This is a genomic window from Selenomonas sp. AE3005 (assembly GCF_000686945.1).
Taxonomy (GTDB): domain Bacteria; phylum Bacillota; class Negativicutes; order Selenomonadales; family Selenomonadaceae; genus Selenomonas_A.
The window spans coordinates 1-19102 of sequence record NZ_JMME01000012.1 but is presented as its reverse complement, the minus strand read 5'-3'; the positions used below and the strand labels follow the sequence as shown (position 1 = coordinate 19102).

18 protein-coding genes, 3 tRNA genes and 2 rRNA genes are annotated in these 19102 nt (G+C 47.8%); 6 read left to right on the top strand and 17 right to left on the bottom strand.

Going from position 1 to position 19102, the window contains the following annotated elements:
- Positions 1-14 precede the first annotated feature (14 nt).
- Positions 15-1841, bottom strand: coding sequence for an excinuclease ABC subunit UvrC (uvrC, locus tag DL94_RS0107720; protein ID WP_028129660.1), 1827 nt, complete (start codon positions 1839-1841; stop codon positions 15-17).
- Positions 1842-2115: 274 nt separating this feature from the next.
- Here uvrC and DL94_RS0107715 point away from each other — a divergent pair, with 274 nt between their 5' ends.
- The gene (locus DL94_RS0107715; RefSeq protein ID WP_028129659.1) at positions 2116-3525 is read left to right on the top strand and encodes an acetyl-CoA carboxylase biotin carboxylase subunit; all 1410 of its coding nucleotides are present in this window, start codon (positions 2116-2118) and stop codon (positions 3523-3525) included.
- Positions 3526-3729: 204 nt separating this feature from the next.
- Positions 3730-3879 carry a hypothetical protein gene (locus DL94_RS16050; protein ID WP_156031750.1) on the top strand — a complete coding sequence of 50 codons (150 nt, stop codon included), beginning with the start codon at positions 3730-3732 and terminating at the stop codon, positions 3877-3879.
- A gap of 75 nt (positions 3880-3954) precedes the next feature.
- On the opposite strand, the gene rpoN is transcribed toward DL94_RS16050, so the two are convergent.
- The 6 genes from rpoN to DL94_RS15315 form a co-directional block, all read right to left on the bottom strand.
- Complete coding sequence (rpoN, locus tag DL94_RS0107705; protein WP_028129658.1) at positions 3955-5319, bottom strand: RNA polymerase factor sigma-54; 1365 nt, start codon at positions 5317-5319, stop codon at positions 3955-3957.
- 34 nt (positions 5320-5353) lie between these two features.
- Entirely contained in the window at positions 5354-6631 is a 1278-nt protein-coding gene (locus DL94_RS0107700) for a hexokinase family protein (protein WP_028129657.1), read from the bottom strand.
- 93 nt (positions 6632-6724) lie between these two features.
- Positions 6725-7624 (bottom strand): radical SAM protein, encoded by a 900-nt coding sequence (locus DL94_RS0107695; protein ID WP_028129656.1) that lies wholly within the window; start codon positions 7622-7624, stop codon positions 6725-6727.
- A 46-nt stretch (positions 7625-7670) separates the two neighbouring features.
- Positions 7671-8063, bottom strand: a complete 393-nt coding sequence (locus tag DL94_RS0107690) for an HI0074 family nucleotidyltransferase substrate-binding subunit (protein ID WP_028129655.1) — start codon at positions 8061-8063, stop codon at positions 7671-7673.
- The gene (locus tag DL94_RS0107685; RefSeq protein WP_156031747.1) at positions 8054-8344 is read right to left on the bottom strand and encodes a nucleotidyltransferase family protein; all 291 of its coding nucleotides are present in this window, start codon (positions 8342-8344) and stop codon (positions 8054-8056) included. The genes DL94_RS0107690 and DL94_RS0107685 overlap by 10 nt, the downstream gene beginning before the upstream one ends.
- 215 nt (positions 8345-8559) lie before the next feature.
- Entirely contained in the window at positions 8560-9678 is a 1119-nt protein-coding gene (locus tag DL94_RS15315) for an NINE protein (RefSeq protein ID WP_051586383.1), read from the bottom strand.
- A 241-nt stretch (positions 9679-9919) separates the two neighbouring features.
- On the opposite strand from DL94_RS15315, the gene DL94_RS0107675 reads away from it, so the two are divergent.
- The gene (locus DL94_RS0107675) at positions 9920-10279 is read left to right on the top strand and encodes a helix-turn-helix domain-containing protein (protein WP_028129653.1); all 360 of its coding nucleotides are present in this window, start codon (positions 9920-9922) and stop codon (positions 10277-10279) included.
- A 39-nt stretch (positions 10280-10318) separates the two neighbouring features.
- Here DL94_RS0107675 and DL94_RS0107670 read toward each other — a convergent pair whose 3' ends face one another.
- The 5 genes from DL94_RS0107670 to DL94_RS0107645 form a co-directional block, all read right to left on the bottom strand.
- Positions 10319-11101, bottom strand: coding sequence for a Fic family protein (locus DL94_RS0107670; RefSeq protein WP_028129652.1), 783 nt, complete (start codon positions 11099-11101; stop codon positions 10319-10321).
- Between the two features lie 2 nt (positions 11102-11103).
- A complete protein-coding gene (locus tag DL94_RS0107665; RefSeq protein WP_028129651.1) occupies positions 11104-13122 on the bottom strand; it encodes an LTA synthase family protein in 2019 nt (672 codons plus the stop codon).
- Positions 13119-13886 carry a DeoR/GlpR family DNA-binding transcription regulator gene (locus DL94_RS0107660; RefSeq protein WP_014423800.1) on the bottom strand — a complete coding sequence of 256 codons (768 nt, stop codon included), beginning with the start codon at positions 13884-13886 and terminating at the stop codon, positions 13119-13121. Before DL94_RS0107660 ends, DL94_RS0107665 begins: the two co-directional genes overlap by 4 nt.
- 183 nt (positions 13887-14069) lie before the next feature.
- Positions 14070-15110 carry an HD domain-containing phosphohydrolase gene (locus tag DL94_RS0107650; protein WP_051586382.1) on the bottom strand — a complete coding sequence of 347 codons (1041 nt, stop codon included), beginning with the start codon at positions 15108-15110 and terminating at the stop codon, positions 14070-14072.
- A 139-nt stretch (positions 15111-15249) separates the two neighbouring features.
- Complete coding sequence (locus DL94_RS0107645; protein WP_028129648.1) at positions 15250-15783, bottom strand: methyl-accepting chemotaxis protein; 534 nt, start codon at positions 15781-15783, stop codon at positions 15250-15252.
- A 217-nt stretch (positions 15784-16000) separates the two neighbouring features.
- On the opposite strand from DL94_RS0107645, the gene DL94_RS0107635 reads away from it, so the two are divergent.
- The 3 genes from DL94_RS0107635 to DL94_RS0107625 are packed head-to-tail and all read left to right on the top strand — an operon-like array spanning position 16001 to position 18306.
- Positions 16001-17077 carry a MupG family TIM beta-alpha barrel fold protein gene (locus tag DL94_RS0107635; protein WP_028129647.1) on the top strand — a complete coding sequence of 359 codons (1077 nt, stop codon included), beginning with the start codon at positions 16001-16003 and terminating at the stop codon, positions 17075-17077.
- A 53-nt stretch (positions 17078-17130) separates the two neighbouring features.
- Positions 17131-17499: an ArsR/SmtB family transcription factor gene (locus tag DL94_RS0107630; protein ID WP_081798786.1), complete on the top strand. Its 369-nt coding sequence runs from the start codon at positions 17131-17133 to the stop codon at positions 17497-17499.
- 33 nt (positions 17500-17532) lie between these two features.
- A complete protein-coding gene (locus DL94_RS0107625) occupies positions 17533-18306 on the top strand; it encodes a C40 family peptidase (RefSeq protein ID WP_028129645.1) in 774 nt (257 codons plus the stop codon).
- A gap of 87 nt (positions 18307-18393) precedes the next feature.
- Here the strand turns inward: DL94_RS0107625 and DL94_RS0107620 are convergent.
- The 5 genes from DL94_RS0107620 to DL94_RS0107600 all read right to left on the bottom strand — a co-directional run.
- Positions 18394-18484 (bottom strand) — tRNA-Ser (locus tag DL94_RS0107620).
- Positions 18485-18489: 5 nt separating this feature from the next.
- Positions 18490-18565 (bottom strand) — tRNA-Trp (locus DL94_RS0107615).
- A 14-nt stretch (positions 18566-18579) separates the two neighbouring features.
- A tRNA-His gene (locus DL94_RS0107610) sits at positions 18580-18655 on the bottom strand.
- 23 nt (positions 18656-18678) lie between these two features.
- Positions 18679-18795, bottom strand: a 5S ribosomal RNA gene (gene rrf, locus DL94_RS0107605).
- Between the two features lie 68 nt (positions 18796-18863).
- Positions 18864-19102: ribosomal RNA gene (locus tag DL94_RS0107600) — 23S ribosomal RNA — on the bottom strand; the annotation flags it as partial.

The following is a 19102-nucleotide window of genomic DNA, read 5'->3' as shown; positions in this document are numbered from 1 at the left end:
CTGCTATATTAAAATCACTTTCCCCGCAACTCTGCCTGAGCCGCAAAGAAATTAAACACTGCCTCGGCCGCCGGCCGGTTCATGCCCGGTGCCTGCGCCAGTTCCTCCACACCGGCAGCTTTTATCCTGCCGATACTGCCAAAATGATTCCAAAGTGCCTGCCGCCGTTTTGGGCCAATGCCGACAATATGGTCTAGCACTGATACCAGATTGCGCTTGCCGCGCAGTTTACGGTGGTAAGTAATGGCAAATCTATGCGCCTCATCGCGAATCCGTTGGATAAGATAAAGCGCCTGACTATGCCGCGGCAGTACCACCGGCTCCGGATTGCCCTCCGTAAACACGAGTTCAAACTGCTTGGCCAGGCCCACCACCGGCACGTTTTTATGTCCGGCCACCTTGCGGATAATCTCCAGCGCCGACGATAACTGCCCCTTGCCGCCATCGATAATAATCAGGTCAGGCAGTTCTTCCTCCGGCAAATCCACATAACGGCGCGTCGTAACTTCCCGCATCGACAGGAAATCGTCCGGCTTGCCCTCCGTGCTTTGAATCTTAAAGCGCCGATAGTCTGACTTCTTGGGCAGGCCGCCTTCAAACACCACCATGGACGCCACTGTTTCACTGCCCTGATTATGGGAAATATCAAAGCACTCCATGCGGTCAGGGGCCTTGGCGAGGCCTAAATAACGCCCCAGTTCCTCCACCGCACCCAAAGTCTGGTCATTAGCCTGTTTTATACGCGCCGCCTCATCATGCAGATATTTTTCCGCATTGGACGCGGCCATCTCCACAATATCTTTTTTCGTACCGCGCTGGGGAACGATAAGCTGTACCTTGGCTTTTTGTTTCTTCTCTGACAGCCAGCGTTCCAACAAAGCCTGCTCCGTCTCCGGGACAGGCAGCGGCAGTAATACTTCCCGAGGGATAAATGTGGCGCGGTGATAATACTGCTGCAAAAAGGCCGCCAGCAGTTCGCCGTCACTTTCGTCCTCACTGCCCTGCATTAAGAAATGTTCCCGGCCAATCATTTTGCCGGCCCGGATAAAGAATATCTGCACCACGACACCGATTTCCGAACGGGCCAGCCCCACCGCGTCCTGGTCGCCGGCACCTGTGACGATATTCTGCTTTTCCGCCACTTTTTGTACAGCCTGCAGCTGGTCGCGTAGTCTGGCAGCCACCTCAAAATTATAGCTTGCCGCCGCCTGCTCCATACGAAACTGCAATTCCTTTTCCACATCTTCGGTGCGGCCTTCCAAAAACAGCAGCACCGCCCGAATCATGGCCGCATAATCGCTTTTTGCCACCTTGCCGGCACAGGGAGCCAGACACCGCTTGATATGATATTCCAGGCACGGCCGCTCCTGCAGGTGCTTGCAGGTACGCAACGGGAACAGCCGCCGCAAAAGTTTGAGGCTTTCATGTACCGCCGTGGCATTGGTATAAGGGCCAAAATACCGCGCTCCGTCTTTTAAGATACGGCGCGTAATAAACACCCGGGGAAAATCCTCCTGCAGGGTAACCTTCACATACGGATAGCTTTTATCGTCCTTCAGGCTGATATTATACCGCGGCCGGTGCTTTTTTATCAGATTGCACTCTAAAATCAGCGCCTCTACTTCCGAGGCCGTCATGATTATCTCAAAGTCAGCGATATGGGAAACCATCGCCCTTACCTTGGGCGTATGATTCTTGCCGGACTGAAAATACTGCCGTACCCGGTTTTTCAGCACAATAGCTTTACCAACATATATAATCCGCCCCTCGGCGTTCTTCATTATATAAACTCCCGGCTTATCCGGCAGCAGTTTTAACTTTTCCGCAACGATGTCCGTCATATAATCTTCCTCATAGCGGTACCTGACAACAACTTACTTTATGATATCACACTATACCTCATAAAAGTGAAAATTTCTTGTATACAACATTCATTATTCTTTTAAAGAATAATCCTCATAGCCTCACATTATCATTGACCGTAAAATGAAATTGTGCTACAATTCATGACATAGTTGTTTTAGCAGCAGGTTCTAATACCTGTTGATGTACAACTTGATGCAACAATCGCGAATAATATCAATCTAGTTGTAACTTTTTTTAGGAGGTAATCCTATGTTCAAACGCATTCTTATTGCTAACCGTGGCGAAATCGCCGTCCGCATCATTCGTGCCTGCCAGGAGCTGGACATTGAAACCGTAGCTGTCTACTCTGAGGCTGACGCCAATGCCCTGCATGTACGTCTGGCTGATATGGCTGTCAATGTCGGCCCGGCTGACGCTCTGGAAAGCTATCTCAATAAAGACGCTATTTTACGTGCCGCCCGTGAAACCCACGCCGACGCTATTCACCCCGGCTATGGTTTCCTCTCCGAGGACGCCGATTTTGCTGAACAGGTAACGAACGCCGGCATTACCTGGATTGGCCCCATGCCGGAAACCATTCGTCTGGTAGGCGACAAAGATATCGCCCGTGCCTCCATTGCTCCCTCCGGCATTCCGATGGCTAAGGGCAGCGACCCTCTCACCGACAACGAGGAGGCCCTCAAGGTAGCTGAGGAAGTCGGCTATCCTGTAATCCTTAAGCCCGTTTCCGGTGGCGGTGGCAAAGGCATGTGCGTAGCCCGTGACGAAAATGACCTGAAAAATATCTTAACCCTGCTGGTTGATATCACCAAGACGAAATACTACTTTGAACATTATATTGAACGTTCCCGTCATATCGAAGTGCAGATTGTGGCCGATAACTACGGTGAAGTCCTGCACCTCGGCGAGCGTGAATGCTCCCTCCAGCGCCGCAACCAGAAACTGCTCGAAGAATCGCCGTCCATCGCTCTGACACAGGATATGCGCGACCGCGTCGGCCATCTGGCTGTAAAGGCTGCCAAGAGCGTTCATTACTCCAACATCGGTACGGTTGAGTTCCTGCTCGACCTCTCCAATAATGAGTTCTACTTCATGGAAATCAATCCGCGCATTCAGGTAGAACATGGCATTACCGAGGCCGTAACCGGCATTGACCTCGTACGCACACAGATTCGCATTGCTGCCGGTGAGGCTTTGGAAATCACTCAGAGCGATGTAAAATTTGCCGGTCATGCCATCGAGTGCCGTATCAACGCTGAGGACCCGGAAAACAACTTCATGCCCTGCCCGGGACAGATTTCCTTCCTGCATGAACCCAGCGGCCCGCGTGTCCGCTTTGACTCCGGCGTAACGGCAGGTCTGTCCATCGAGCCGTACTACGATTCCATGATTGCCAAAATCATCGTGCATGGCCGCACTCGCGGTGACGCCATCAAAATCATGGAACGCGCACTCAAGGAATTCCGCATTGACGGCGTAAAGACCACCGTATCCCTCCACAAAAATATCCTCAAGGATACCTACTTCCGCACGGGCAACATTGATACCCAGTTCATTAAAAAACGTATCGACGTTTACGAGGCTGCTCCTAAAGACACCAAAGATATGAATGAAGAAGAGCTGGCCAATACTATCAGCGAAAGCATGTATCTGGCATAAAAAAATATACCAGGCCTGATAGCCCCGTGACACCTTGCAGACCAAGGCGTCACGGGGCTATATAATATTTATTTATATGCTATCAGGATTTTCTATAAGCAATTTTTATAAAACCCCTTGCATTTTTCTTAGTACCTGCTATAATATATTTCTGTTAGCAGGTACTAAGATGTACCAACAAATTCAAGGAGGTGTTTTCAGACCATGCGTGATTGCGAAAAGATTCTCGACCAGAAATTAGGCAGTCGTGAGTTCGCTGAGGCTTTTGAGGCTACTTCTATGGAGTATGACTTTATCGACCGCATTGCCACTGCTTGTGCAAAACTTTCCAAGGCTGAGAAAAGCGAAAACTAATTTGCTTTCATATATCGTAAGACAAAAAAGCTGACATGTCATTTTTGACATGTCAGCTTTTTTGCATATAAAAGTTTAATAGCGCTTGCGCTTTACCGATGAAGGATAGCCCAGGGCCTCCCTGTATTTCATAACCGTACGCCGGGACAGCGTCATTTTTCTGGCCTTTAACAACTCGCAGAGTTTCTGGTCACTCAGGGGCTTTTGGGGATTTTCCCCTTCGATAAGCTCCTTGATAACGGCCTTGGCCTGACCAGCGATAAAGTCCTCGCCCTCGTCATTTTTCGCCAGGTTGGCAGTAAAAAATTTCCGCAGAGCGATAACCCCGCCGGGCAATTCCACATATTTATTGGCCACAGCCCGGCTGACCGTTGATTCATGGACGCCGATAGCCTCCGCCACATCTTTCATAGTCAGAGGGTGCAGTTTTTTCATTCCCTGCGCCAAAAAGTCCTGCTGGACACGCAGGATTTCCTCCACCACTTTTTTTATGGTACTGCGGCGCTGCTCAATGCTGTTGATAAGCCACGTGGCAGCATTAAGACGTTTGCTGATATACTTCTGCGTTTCCTGGTCATAATCCTCAGCCTGTTTATACATCGGCGATATCTTAAGCTGGGGAATGTAGGTATCATTCAGGCTCACCTGATAGCCCTGCAGCGTCTTTTCCACCACCACATCAGGCGTGATGTAATTGGCCGTCTCACTGCTGTAGGCACTGCCAGGCTTAGGGTCGAGCTTGCGGACAATATCCACAGCCAGCTGCACTTCTGCCGGCTTGCAGCCCTCACTGGCGGCAATTTCTTTTACGCGCGCCTCGGCTACAGCCTCCAGATGTTTGTCGATAATGGCAGCCACCAGCCCATCGTAAATTCCCTGACTTTGGGCCTGCAGGCGCAGGCATTCAGCCAGATTTCTGGCCCCAACGCCAACAGGTTCAAAGCCCTGGACTATGTGCAGCACCTGCTCCACCCGTTCTTCTGTCACCTGCATGGCCGCAGCGATTTCCGCGGTAGTCAGTGTCAGATAACCCCAGTCATCAATGGAACCGATGATAAATGTGGCAACGGCCAGCTCCTCGTCACTAGCGCAGGCAAATTCAGCCTGCTCCAGCAATTCCCGTTCCAGGGTAATATCCACCGAGGCATTGGATTCGAGCATATTGTCACGCTCATAAAAACCGCCCGTGGAAACGTTGCCGTCACCTTCCAGATATTCAGCCAGCGCCGCCACGTTTTCCGCCCGCAGTACTTCACCCTGCGAAGCCGTAACCCCGTCACTGTACTCCATTTCCAAGGCCGGATTTTCCATATATTCTTTTTCAATCTCCGCTTTCAAGTCCTGCGCTGACAGCTGCAATATCTGAATTGCCTGCTGCAGTTTCATCGACATGACCAGATGCTGGGAGAGATTTAAGTTTAATGATTGTTCCTGTTGCATGGAAATGTTCCTTCACGCGGCCCGTAGATAATATTTAATTCTGGGACATAGCCGCAGCGATGGCAGCCCCCAGGCCGCTGCCGCCGTTTTCCAGAACCGTATCAATAGCAGCTGCGTCCTCGCCGAGCAGTTCAGACAAGGCGCGCATGATGTTTTCTTTGGCCAGCGGCATTTTTTCGTATACAGAACCATCGATGGCAATGTGCTGTTTCTGCACCTTGTCACTGCCGGCCAGCTGCCAGATAATGCCAACAAACGTTGCCGTAACCAGACGGGCCGAACGGATTACCAGCGCCCCGGCCAGTTCCTGTACCTTGGCACAGTCATCAGCCGTCAGTTCATGGCCGGTCTTGGCCTTGACAATCTCAGCTACTTTATCGGCCTCACTGATGATAGCACTCATATCAATGCTGGTAAAGCCGTAGGCTTTGCCCTTTTCGCCGAGCAGTTCCGCCAGGGCCATACCAAAGAGTTCGCCCATATAACGGCCGGATACCATTTTTTCCAGACGCTGTTCCCCCGGCTTTTCCGAGGCGGCGTCAAATTCCTTGTCAAAACGGTTGGGAACGAGTTTCATAAAGCCGCCCGATTCCATGTTGATAATCATGGGAGCGTCAGCGCTTTCAGCATAGGGTTCCAGATAGCAGGTGTTATGGCCTGTTGCGTAAATCGAACCAATATAAGTATCCGGCTGCTTGTAGGCAGCGGCCAGCAGAACAGCTACCGTATCATTGATAACGGCCGTCGGCTCGACATTATCAATGCCCTGACGGTGCAGTGCCTCTTTCAGCAGGTCATTAACCACTTTGCCCTCAACGCCCGGCGTAGCAAATTCCTTCGTCCAGATGATGAGCTTGGCGTCGTAAAGATTGCTCTGCTCCGAGGGGAACGAGAACGTATGCCCCAGCAGGTATTTCTTCTCATGGTCACCGTCAATAGCCTCATCAACCAGAGCGGCTATGAAATCAAACATTTCCTCAGCCGTGGATTCAGCACCGATATAGTCGTAAACGCCCTCAACTTTTAAGGGTTTGGCCACTTTTTTCAGAATTTCAAACTTGCCCTGTCCCATGAGCTTAATGCGTAAAACACGCAGGTTCGTGCCGCCAAAGTCCAGTGCCAGGTATTCACCGGTCTCCTTGCCGGTGGGCAGGCCCACATAGGATTTCAACATCCTCAGGGATGATAAATCCGGGTCCTTTAAGCCCAAACGCAAGTCATAACGAAAATCAGCAGCAATCTCATGCAGCTGCTCACTGTCCACCGTGAACTCCTGCATAATCTCAGCAAATAAATCCTTAGAAAATGGCATTTCTCTATCCCCTTTTGCTATTATTTGATAAACACTCTTATTATTATAAAGGTTTTTACCTTATTTTCCTAGTACATATTTTGTAACAACATTTCATTTCGCTACACCTGCCCCGTTGAAGTCAGGCACAAATTCCGCCGAGGCACTGCGCCGCTCCTGTATATAGGCATTTTCCATACCCAGCTGCAGGGCGTAATCGACGACAGAATCGTATTCAAAGGTAGTCAGCCGCCGGTTGAGCGGCTTATGCTCTGCGGCTTTGTACATCGGGGTGTACTGATTCATCAGACTAACCTGAACAGTCTTGCCGAAAGTTTCCCACAGCCATTTTACAATGTCCATGCTTTCATGGCGATGTCCCGGCAAAACCATGTGACGCACTAACACCCCCCGCCGCAGCTGCCCGTCCGCGGCAAATTGCACAGGCCCCACCTGCTCCACCATGCGCGTGATGGCGGCACTGGCGGCCGCAAAATAATCCGAAGCTGCCGAATACTCCTTGCCGCTGGCTGCGCTCATATACTTCATATCCGGCAGGTAAATATCAACATAGCCCTTTAAGGCCTCTATGGTTTCCACATTTTCATACGCACTGGAGTTATAAACCACCGGCAACGTCAGGCCACGCGCCTTGGCCATATCCAAGGCCGTAATTATCTGCGGCACATAGTGCGTCGGCGTGACCAAATCCAAAGTCGCCGCCCCCCGGGCCTGCTGTTCCAGAAAAATCTCTGCCAGCCGCTCCGTTGTGACTTCCACGCCCTGACCGCCATGACTTATAGCATGATTCTGACAGTAAATACAGCGCAGGCTGCAATAGGAGAAAAATACCGTACCTGCCCCCTTGGCGCCCACCAGGCAGGGTTCTTCCCATTGGTGCAGGGAAACCAGTGCGATACGCACCTTTTCCCCCGCACCGCAAAAGCCCACGCGCTTTGTGCGATTAACTCCGCAACGGCGTGGGCAGAGATTACAATTCGTAATATCCAGCATTTTGCGTTATCTTCCTTTTAAGTCTGTTTGCATTGAAAGGTCTTGCCTAGGCGTTTACCATTTTCCTATACCACTCTTGCAGTAAAGATTCGTAAACATATATGCGCTCTGCCAACTCTTTTGCCATATCCTCATCATAAGTATGGGCAGTCAAATTTCGGTCATCCACCATCTTTAATGCCTGCTCTGTTTCTTCGTCACTAAAAATTCCTACCTCTCGCAGGCTGCGAATCACCTTCTTGGGCGAGGACGCATCCAAACCTTCACGGTCATACAAATAATCCTTGCCGCATTTCCACATGATTTCAAAACAAAATTCAAAACGCTGAATCAACCCGTCACGCTCGATTTCGCTTAGATTATCCTTGCTCACCACTTCATGCAGACGAGCCAATGCTCTGGCCGCCCCTTGAAAGCGCTTGCTGTCTGTCAGTTCCATCTAATGCCATCCCTTCTGATTTCTTCACGCAATGACTCTGCGGCCCTGCTCATATCTACAATATCCACACGGTAAGGAATGGTCGATTCTTCCAGCTGCTCCCGCAAGTCAGCAATTTTCCGCTCATTAGGAGCACCCAAAAATTCTACCGCCACATCCACATCCGAACCATGACGCGCGGTACCCCTTGCCCATGAGCCAAAAAGATATACATTTACATCTTCATCAGCCAGCATTGACAGTACAAACCGGCGTATGCGGTCAATATAAATATTCTCCACCAAAAGAACGCTCCTTAGACACTAAGTATTAAGCATTTTGCGCTGTCTTCCTTTTGACATTTGACCGGCTTTTACCATATCACACCGTAATTGCTTACGGGAAAGCCGTCTCACCAACCGTACCTTCATTATATCATGGAAAACAATTTTCTCAAATATTAGCTGCAAGAAACGCGTGTATTCCCATCCACACAGGGAATACACGCGTTTCTTACTTAAGGTATAGTAGCAATTATACGTTCTACATCTCCAGCATTATTAAACCACACAAGTTTGTGATTTAGTTGCCTATTCATCGGATGAATAGAATACATCGCTACACTATCATCCAGCGAAGGATTATTTTGTACTTTTGTAAAACGTACTTCCAAGTCATGTACTTTTCCACTATATTTTTTATTCATCTCTCTTGAAATTGCCGTTAAATTTTCATCGCTGAAATCAGTGACGTATACAAAGTATGTCATCATAGTATTTCCACCATAGCGCTTAACTATTTTATAATTTAAATTATCATCTTTCTGTTGCTTTTGGAATTTCCCCTTAATAGATGTATTGAATCTAGTAGACTCATTAACATTTCCTTTTCCAATAAATGTCTTTGTTTGCCCCGGCTGTAAATCTTTTACATCATATAGCCCATCCATTACTCCCATTCCTTTGGCATATACGTGTACTATACCATCAAAAGGATATTGTGCCTTATTATGTACATTAACTAAAAATTTTCTTTTTCCCTCAATGACTACATCATCTAAATTTATTTCAATATCTATTTTTTTTAAATCTTCATCAACACTTTCATTCTCTACCTGTACCTTTTCTTCACCATTTTTTCTATCTTCAATGTTTGTTTGGCTTTCAGTATTTTGTTTTTCTACCTTTGGCTTGGTACTGCTAATAATGAATATATTAGTTCCTAATATCCATAATGCACATATAATAGCTATAGCGTAATGCACAATAGAAGGATTTTTACGTGGCGTTCTATGACGATAATTTTTCTTCATAGAACCATTACTATATAAAGGAAATCCGTCTGTATCCTTAAACTTCTCATAATACAATTGTATTAAATCATACATTGTTCCAATAAAGAAAAAGCCAAAAGTAAAAATGTATATAAATCCCCATATATATCTTCCAACATAAATACGTTGCAATCCTGCCACCCCAAAAAATCCTAGTAGAGTTAATAAAATTGCTACAGTTCTATTCTTAGAAGAGACATAATATATTTTTTCCTTGCTATCTAATTCAAAAACACTTTTCCCACAATACGGACAAAATTTAGACTGTTCCGTTACTTCTTTTCCACAATTCTTACAAAACATGCTTATTCCCCCTATTATCTAATATCTAATATAATTACCAAACCCATCCCAACATATATTTTGCTATTCATCTTTTTCATATTTCCATTATATGTTTATTAAATGATACAGTCAATACTTAGAGTATTTAATACACGTCTTTGTTATTGATTTTTTGTCACATATAATAAGAAATGACAAGTCAAATGCGACTTATTTCCTAACAATACGCTACAAGTGAAATGAAAGAGTGAATTTCTCCATGAATATCACAGCTTACAGGCTGCGTACTCTACGCGAGGCAAAGGGTCTGTCACAACGAGAAGTTGCCGAGCGCATAGGCATGACGCGAACTGCTTACAACAAATACGAGCGTGGCACCAGCCGCCCAGTACGCAAACTTGACGAACTGACTGCACTATTTGGTGTTACCACCGACTATCTTCTAGGCAAAGATGCAACTTCTTTCGAAAACCATATATCCGGACTTGCCGCCCACGATTACGACCAAATACAAAAATATCTGGGGCTGAGTGCAGAGAATAAGATACTCGCCGATATAATTCTGGATGCGCTTCACGAGCGTGAACGAAAAGCCTCTTCTGATAACACAGTAAAATAAAAAGCAGGATAGTTGCTCCCCGGCAACCATCCTGCTTTTTTATTCTGCATTAAACTCCGCAATACTCTTATTGAGGAACTCCACCATCGCGTCCATCATAAATTCCACAAACACGGTGCTGTCATCATTATTCTGACTAACCGCCAAAGCTTCAATATACTTAGCCTTGTTTTCCTTCTTCAAGATACTCGGCAGAAGTCCTTGTTCCATCTGAATCATATTCATAAGCAAACGACTGGTACGTCCATTGCCGTCCACCCACGGGTGAATGGAGACCAGCCTATAATGTGCTTCAAAGGATAATGCATAGATGTCTGCAGCATTGGTAAATATTTTTTGCCGTTCGCTATTCAGCCATTTACAAAAATCCTCCAGTCTTTGCGGCACCTTTTGATAGCTTAAATACGATTTCCCCCCTCTGCCAGCACTTACGTTTACCAGGCGCAAATCTCCTGACGAGGAATCAAAACTGCCAATAGCTGTTGCATAACTACTGCCCGTGTTTCGCATAACCAATGCAGAAAGGTGTTTTAAAAAATCCACCGTTATGAGTGGTTTGGCCGCCAGCTGACTGTTCACATAATCATACGCTCTTTTCAAATCAAGATTCATTAACTGCTCCGTCAAATTATGACCGCCAGGAACAATTCCCTCATCAAACATGAGTGTATTTTCTATTTCCGAAACAGTAGAGCCTTCAATAGCCGTGGAATGCGTGATAATCGAATACAGGTACAGCTTCTGATAATCAAATTGTTCTGCTATGCCCAGACGGTTAAATTCAGCCAAGGCTGTATTCAGCTTTTCATAGATTGAACTCATAATTATCTTCCTTTTTCATCCAATATCTTTTGGTCTAAAACAGGGCCGTACTTAGGGCGCCACCAGGAGATGGCGCGGATGGCGTTGATATAGTCCTGCAGGGCCTGGTTATCGATGGCAGGTGTTTCCCCGCCACTCAGGGATTCCGGCACCAGCGGTATGGTATCGGCTTTGCCGATAGCCTTGCGCGTAATCCAAAAGCCGTAATTAACGCCCTTATTGCTCGTGGTGGTCAGACTCTGTCCTAAGGCCATATAAGCATGTCCCTGCGGAGCAATGAGCTCCATCACTGTGGGGAATATATCAATCTGACTGCCGGCGCTGTCGGCCAGCAGAGTTCCTTTATGAATATTTTGCCCTGTCACAATAAAAGGAATCCCGTAACGGGCATACATATCCGGCTGCTTTTCGATATTATAACGGTCAGCATGGTCACCGACAATAATAAACAGACTGTCGGGATATTTTTCTTTAACTTCCCGGACAAATTTCACCAGTTCACGCTGGGCATACCAGTAATGCCCCAGTTCTCTTAGCAGTTCTTCATCCTGCTGTGCAGCAGGCGGCAGAGCCGACCGGGTTCGCTCCTGGTCAAAGCCCTTGGCCAGAACGTCCACATCATAGGGACTATGGTTAGAGGCATTTAGTATGACATTAAAGCTCGGTCCCTCTGTCAGTCGTGCCAGCACATTGGCGTACAGACATTCGTCCTCACAGCCCCAGACGCTCCCTGGCACATCACCGAAGTCACCGCGGCTATAAAAATGCGCAAAGCCCTGTGCCGTGGTAAAAGCGCCAATGCGTTCCCAGGTAGCCGGGCCGGCATAGAAAAAGTTGGTGTCATAGCCCAGTTTGGCAATCTGTGGTGCACTGGCAGTGGGATAAGGTGCCGCAAAGGATTCCGGCATGGTGGTCAGGTAAAGGTTGGCATCCGCCAGTCCCGTTACCGCCCCCGTCACTGCCGACACGGTACTGGCCCCATTGGGCAGGAAAGCCGGACAATAATCCGTATTTTCCTCCGCCAACAAGGCGCGCAGGTCCTCCGCAATGGGTATATCCTTATATTCAGCCAGCAGCGGCCAGTTGGCCAGACTTTCTGACAGAATTACAAAAACATGCCGGGGCGGTTTGTCCGTCCCCTGCACCACGCTTTTCTGCAGATAATCATCGAGATTATCTGAATCAGCCTGTTTGCCACTGAGCTGCGTGGCCAGCAGTTTGATATCCTCCACCGTAAAGTCCAGCCCATTACAGGCCAGCATACGGCTGTTGAGATTATAAGCCCGGTAAATGGCCTGCGGATTGTCCAAAATGGCCTCGTTTAAAAACTCGTCCCTGGTCACCCCGGCATTTTCCCAGTCCACGGCTGTCTGCCAGCCCAGACTGCCGCCAAAAATCCCCAGTAAGACAGCAATATAAACGACACCGATAAAGGCAGCACGCACCACTAATTTTGCCGCCAGCGGCCATTGGGCAATGGGCAGCAGGGGCAGCCGCCAGGCCAGCAGACTCCGCAGTATGCGCCAGAGTGCATAGGCCAGCAGCATGGCGCCGGCAAACCGCAGTGGCAGGCCATACTGGTCAACCATCGTCCAGAACAAAGCCCCCCAGTCCTCATTCATTCCCGTGAATATCATCTGATTAAAATTCATGCGGTAAATGCGGTAATAGGGGAAACTGGCCATGTACAGCACGGTTAAAACAGGCAGCAGCAGGCCATTTATTCCGAGCCACAAATATTTTTCCACCTTGGGCCAAAGATAATGCGCCAGCAGGGCCGGTACAAAGCTCAGCAGGGTAATGGCCCCGGCCGTCTGCATACTCAAGCGGCTGCCACGCCATAACGCCAGCATGATATCGGCCCCTGTTGTCTGCGGCCCCCAATAATCCTGGAGCCAGAAAATAAAAAAGAGCCGGAAAAGGGAAAGGACTGCCAGGTAAAAAACATATACCTTCAGTCCTTCCACGATTATCCTATGAAAATTTTCCCAGCTCAAACACGTCGGGAAATTTATACTCATGGCAGAATGATTTCCACGCCGTAAGAATCAGCGGCCTCCTGAATATCCTGTGCCGGCAGAGTGTCAGTAATCAAGCCGGACAAGGTATCAAGCGTAGTATAGTTATAGTTGCCGTCCGTACTGAGCTTGCGAGCCTCAGCCACTACATAGGCCTTCTTGCTGTGACGAATGATAGCGGCCTTATTGATACCGTCATCAATATCGTAGGTAGACACACTGTTTTCTTTGACGTCTACGCCTACAGCACCCACAAAGGCAATATCCGGTTTCAGACGGGAAATAAAGTCCAGCGTCATGCCGCCCCAGAAACCATCGCGGCTTTTGTTGATTTTACCACCGGCAAAGACCACACGGATTTTCGGATTGCGGGCCAGTACTACGAGAATATCAATCATGTTGGTAACAACAGTGATATCCTGGTCCATTTTGACGAGCAGTTCGGCAATAGCCAGATTGCTGGTAGAAATATCCAGGAATACCATATCGCGCTCATGAATGAGTTTCACTGCGGCCTGGGCAATGCGCTGCTTGGCCTCTACATCGGTGTTGCGATGCTTGCTGACCTCCAGCATATGGCTGTTTTCACGAATGCGTACAGCACCGCCATAGGTACGTTTGAGTTTGCCTTTTTTCTCCAGCGCACCTAAGTCCTTACGAATACAGTCCTCAGTAACCTTGAATTTTTCACTGAGCTCACGCACACGTACCTTGCCATCGCGAGCCAGCATATTCAGTATGATTTCCTGACGTTCTTCTAAAAACATCTGTTATTCACTCCCATATCAAAAATTCCCTTACACCACTTGGGGAAAGCAGCAGGGTATTGTTCTGTCTTGTTTATTATAGCGCAAATGAATATTTTTTTCCATAGTAAAAATAAGCGAAAACAATAAAAGACAGGATAGCGGTCTGCCATAACTATCCTGTCTTTAAATTCAGCCACATGCTCAACGCTCATGCAGTATATACTCTTCATCTTCGTCAATTATTTGCAACATTATATCCGCGAACTGCGGATCAAACTGCGTGCCCCGCCCCTTGGCAATTTCACTGCGCACCACATCCTGCGGCAGCACATCACGGTAGCTGCGCCGCGACGTCATGGCATCATAGGCGTCAGCCACGGCAATAACCCGGGCATAAACCGGAATCTGGCTGCCGGCAAAACCATCTGGATAGCCCTTGCCATCATAACGTTCATGATGGGAACGCGCCCCAATGGCCAGTTCCGGGAACTCCGCAACAAGGTCCAAAATTTGTGAGCCGATAACGGTATGCTGCTGGATTTTTCCATACTCCTCATCATTAAGCCGGGTAGTTTTATTGATAATGTATTCCGGCACCCCGATTTTGCCGATGTCATGCAGCAGCCCCATAAAATAAACACGGCGCTGCTCCTCCTCCAGCCAGCCCAGCTTAAAGGCAATGTGACGCGCATAGCGGGCCACACGCTGAGAATGGCCTCTGGTATAGGCATCCTTGGCATCGATGGTTTTCGCCAGCGCCATTACCGTTTGTTCGAACAGCCGTTCGCTGGCAGCTAAACGGTCCTCTGCCAATTGTGTCTGACGCTGTACCTCCTCTTTAAGATTACGGTGCAGATACTCCAGCTCAAGAACCTGTTCAACCTTTTTTACCACGATAATCGGCACAAAGGGTTTGCGGATAATATCAAAGCCTCCGGCCATAGCTACAGCAGCTTCCATTTTCTGAGTAAGGTCATCCGTCACAATGATGGCAGGCATATCCTTATAGCGCACATCACCATGTACCTTGCGTAAGATATCAAATCCATCGGTATCGGGAAGTTTATCTGCCAACAGCAGCAAATCAACATGATGCTCATTTAAATAGGACATCACTTCGCTGCCGAAGGAAACTTCACAAAATTGCACACGCGGCTCCAATATTCTTTTAAGTTTTAGGCGGTCGATTTCGTTGCCATCCACGACCAGCACTATTGTCTGTCGCATTTGAGATATTTGCATACAATTTTCGTCCTTGCCAGCTAAAAACTATATCAACTATTTTTTGCCATCGATATACTGCAAAAATATACTCCCTGTAATGCAAACAAACCTCACCCAAGCTGCAAAGACATTTGGATGAGGTTTTATGCGAGATTACTTAATTCAGATTTTCTATATATTTTTTCAAGTCTTCTGCTGCTTTGGTAACGCGTGACAGATTTGCTGTGATTTCTTCTGTGGATGCTGCCTGTTCCTCGCTGATAGAACCAGTCGTCTCAATGGTCTTGGAAATCCCCTCAACCGCCTTATTCATTTCGTTCAGTGTGGACTGAATCTTTTCCGTAGCTTCACGGGACTGTTCAGCCAGTTTACGAACTTCTTCAGCAACGACGGCAAAGCCGCGTCCCTGTTCACCAGCACGAGCTGCTTCAATTGCAGCATTCAAGCCAAGCAGGTTTGTCTGACCGGCAATGTTCGTGATAAAATCAATAACCTTGATTGTATCAGCGTTTTTCTCCTGAAGGAGCTTGGCCTGCTCAACCGATTCCTGACCGGCTTTTGCCAGTGCCATTGCACTCTTGGCCACCTGCTCTACAGCCTCATACACCGTCTGTGTAGACGTAGCAATTTCTTCAATTGCTGAAGTCAGCTGCGTGTTGATTTCTTCCCTGCTCTTAATATCCTCTGCCATTTATATTCCTCCCCATCTTAAAATAACAATCATAAATTCGGAAGCCAATGTGTACCCCTGTAATGTCTTGCTCTTTTCTAATTCCACATTCATATCTAAAAACCTTCTTTTATCGAAAAAATTTTTCCACTAATCTGCAAAAGGATTATTATTTACTCAGCACGAATAAATATAGTAGGTTCCGTGAGATAATACACAACAAGGAAGGTATGGGCTTATGGAAAATGGGATAATAATAAATTTAGGCTGGGAGCAGGGAGAAAAACAAGCCAGCCTGCTCAGGCAGGGAGCGGCGGCAGGGATTAAGCGCCTCCTCATCACCTATAGCAGGCTGACCTGTGCCAGCGAAAATATCAAAGACCTGCTCTACCCGCTTTTACATCAGGCCAAAGCTCTGGGCATGGAAATAATTCTGGATGTTACCCCCATGCTCCTTGAACGGCTGGGCCTGCAGGAGTTATCATCCTCCGCTTTTAGAATGCTGGGCGTTCAGGGATTACGTCTCAGCGATGAATTTGCTGTGCAGGATATCATCCGCTTTTCTCATAATCATCAGGGGCTGCGCCTGCTGCTCAATGCCTCTACCATGACCAGCAGCGTACTCAGCCAGCTATTGGCAAAACGCATCAATCTCCAACAGGTGGAGGCCATGCATGATTTTTACCCCCGTCCTGGTACAGGACTCAGCGAAGAATTTCTCGTGCGGAAAAATATACTGATTCATCGTGCCGGCATGCGTGTAGGAGCGTTTGTTGCTGCCCAGACACCGTCTGATACAGATGACTTTTCCACAGTTACATTGGAAGAACATCGTCAGGAAGAGGCTGATGTGGCCGCCCGTCATCTGGTGGCTTTAGGCATTGACTTTGTTTTTCTCGGTGGCAATGCACCGCAGGCAGGTGACTTAAAAGCCATTGGCCAGTTACGGGAAAGTCAGGTCACCATGCGTGCACAGTGGCTGACCAATAATATATTTTTGCGCGATTTGCTGAATAATACTTTTACAGCACGTTCCGACGAGGCCCGTGACGCCATTCGCGCCCAGGAAGGACAGATGCTGCTGGCGGCCACACAAAGCATTGTCGCCCCGGATAACCGCATAGTCCGCCCTATCGGTGCCATTACCATCGATAATCTCACAGCCGGTGATTTCATGGGTGAAATCCAACTTATACGTCATCCCCAGGCTGCTGACAGCCATGTCAATGTAGCTGCGATGGTCGATGAGGCCGAAGTAAACCTCCTGCAGTACATCACCCCCGGTCGGAAATTTTCCTTTATCTTCCATGAATAATTACGATTCTCTTGTGGTATAATATCCTTACGGATTATTTTAGGGAGGATTACATGGAAACAAACAATAGTGCTGAATTATGCGACATTCATCATACACATCCTGAAAAACTAAAACATTGTGCCCTGCACACCTTAGATGACGAAACCAGCCTGAATCTGGCTGACCTGTTTAAGATACTTGGCGATAAAACCCGGATAAAACTCCTGTCCCTGCTTGTTGCAGAGGAAGAACTATGCGTATGTGATATCGCAGAATCCCTGAACATGGGACAGTCGGCCATATCACATCAGCTCCGGGTTCTGCGTGCCGCCAGACTTGTAAAGTTTCGCAAATCCGGCAAAGAGGCTTTTTATTCCCTCGATGATGACCACGTTGTCAAACTCATGCGTCAGGGATTAGAGCATGTACAGGAAAAATAATTTTCTGGATAAATAAACGAAAGGATTAACCGCATGAACACTCGGCTAAAAAAGATAGGCATTTCCGTAGTTACTGCCATGTGGATAGGCAGCACTGCAGTTTTTGCCTCCCCTACCCTGCAAACCGGCTCCCACGGTCATGATGTGCTGCTGTTGCAAAAAAAATTGCAGGCTGTAGGCTACACCATTTCCTCCGTTGACGGTATTTACGGTCTGGAAACCGAACGTGCCGTAGCAGAATTTCAGCGCGACAATAAAATAAAAATAACGGGAATTGTCAATAACGCGACCTGGCGGGCACTCAAAAAGGCAAAAAAAGTGGAATGGGGCAGCAATGTCCCTAAACCAGCTACTCAGCCTGCCACTAAGCCCGGCAGCGATGTGCTGACCAGCCGTGGCCCTCTGGCTCCCAACAATCAGCCCATATTGGCGCAAAACAAGGTAAATGCCCTGTTAAAGACCGCACGGTCCTATATCGGTGTGCCCTATCAGTTCGGTGGCGCCACCCCCAAAGCCTTTGACTGCTCCGGCTATCTGCAGTATGTATTTGCCAAAAATGGCATCAATATTCCGCGTACAGCCGATGAGCAGTATAAGCTCGGCCTGCGCACTAAAAACAGCCGCCAGCTTGTTCCCGGCGACCTGGTCTTTTTCACCACCTATGAGGCTGGTGCATCTCATTGCGGCATATACTTAGGCAATGATGAATTCATCCACGCCAGCTCAAGCAAAGGCGTCCGCGTTGACACCTTAAACGACTCCTATTGGGCACCACGCTACTTAGGTGGCAAACATATCGTGAAATAACAGAGCCTTTCAGGCTCTATTTTTTTGCAATTATACATTTTATATAACAAAAAAGCCATTGCCTCAGCAATGACTTTAAAGTGCAAGTGGCGGAGTGGAGAGGATTCGAACCTCCGCACCGGTTACCCAGCCTAACGATTTAGCAAACCGTCCTCTTCAGCCTCTTGAGTACCACTCCGTATATGGCAGGGGCAGTAAGAATCGAACTCACAACCTACGGTTTTGGAGACCGTTGCTCTACCAATTGAGCTATACCCCTACATATTAAAAAAATGGGGCGACTTATGGGGATCGAACCCATGCATGCTGGAGCCACAATCCAGTGTGTTAACCGCTTCACCAAAGCCGCCATGAAATACCCCAAAGGGCACAAACTGGCAACGCCCTATCCTCCCAGTCCGTCTCCAGACAAGTACTTTCGGCGTATGAGTGCTTAACTACTGTGTTCGGTATGGGAACAGGTGGAACCACTCAGCTATCGTCACCAGATATTTTATTGAATGTTATGCACATTCAAAACTATACAGAAGAAATTGCGATGTTGAACATTTTAGCTAAAAGTTAAGCCCTCGATTTATTAGTATTGGTCCGCTGCATGCCTTACGGCACTTCCACTCCCAACCTATCTACCTTGTCTTCTTCAAGGAATCTTACTGGATTACTCCATGAGATACTTCATCTCGGGACAGGCTTCACGCTTAGATGCTTTCAGCGTTTATCCCTTCCGGACGCAGCTACCCAGCTATGCTTCTGGCGAAACAACTGGTACACCGGCGGTCCGTCCACTCCGGTCCTC